The organism is Bartonella sp. AA89HNZF (assembly GCF_042196905.1).
GTDB lineage: Bacteria > Pseudomonadota > Alphaproteobacteria > Rhizobiales > Rhizobiaceae > Bartonella.
Map to the genome: position 1 here is coordinate 1 of NZ_JBHIRD010000109.1, position 731 is coordinate 731.

A 731-nucleotide genomic window follows, 5' to 3' on the forward strand; every position below is an offset into this window, starting at 1 on the left:
CAAGCATAAAAACAAAAAGAATTATTTTACATTCTTTAGGATAAAGAGGCAGAGATTCTTTGAAGTTAAGAAAACGCATTTTTGCATCAAGGGTCTCACGCACGAGATTTTGTCTTTTCATCTCTCCCTGATCATTGCGCAATTGTTGTATGGCTTGCTTTTGTTGCCTCGTATTCTTTTTCAATTCTTGGGATAGTTTACAAGACACTCTTAAATGCTCGATCATCAAGTAAGGAAGCCTGATCATGACCATAACCATTAAAATGGCAATGATGATGACCCCTAAAACAGCCAAATATTTTATCATAACGCTCCCTTTTTTCCCCTATCGTATTTATGTGAAATTATCATTTTTATTCTCTACTCAAGCAACTGTTTCTAATCTCTTCACTGTTTTTTTCACGCCATAATAAAGGAGACTATGAAGAATTAAAATGACAGGCAAACTAAAGGCGCTCAAGACAAAAATAAACAACATCGGCAGTGCACCAATAACAAACAATCCAGAGGCAGCTTGAGGTGCAACAAGCGCAAATTTTGCAACAACAGATACAATAACCAAGCCACATACGAAAAACACACTCACAATGAAGGCTATATAAAAGATTATCAAAGTATCTTTTCTTGAAAGTTCCAAAGATTTTTTAAAAGAAAGGGCGCTAAACTCTGTTGCAAGCCCCCCGTTCTGTCCTCTACCCTCTGTCTTATAATGCCCCAAACTCTGCACTGTT

At 36.8% G+C, this 731-nt stretch carries 2 pseudogenes; both read right to left on the bottom strand.

Features of this window, described 5'->3' with window-relative positions:
* A pseudogene (locus tag ACFIN0_RS09975) lies at window positions 1–307 on the bottom strand (hypothetical protein); the annotation flags it as partial.
* Between the two features lie 57 nt (window positions 308–364).
* A pseudogene (locus ACFIN0_RS09980) lies at window positions 365–731 on the bottom strand (hypothetical protein); the annotation flags it as partial.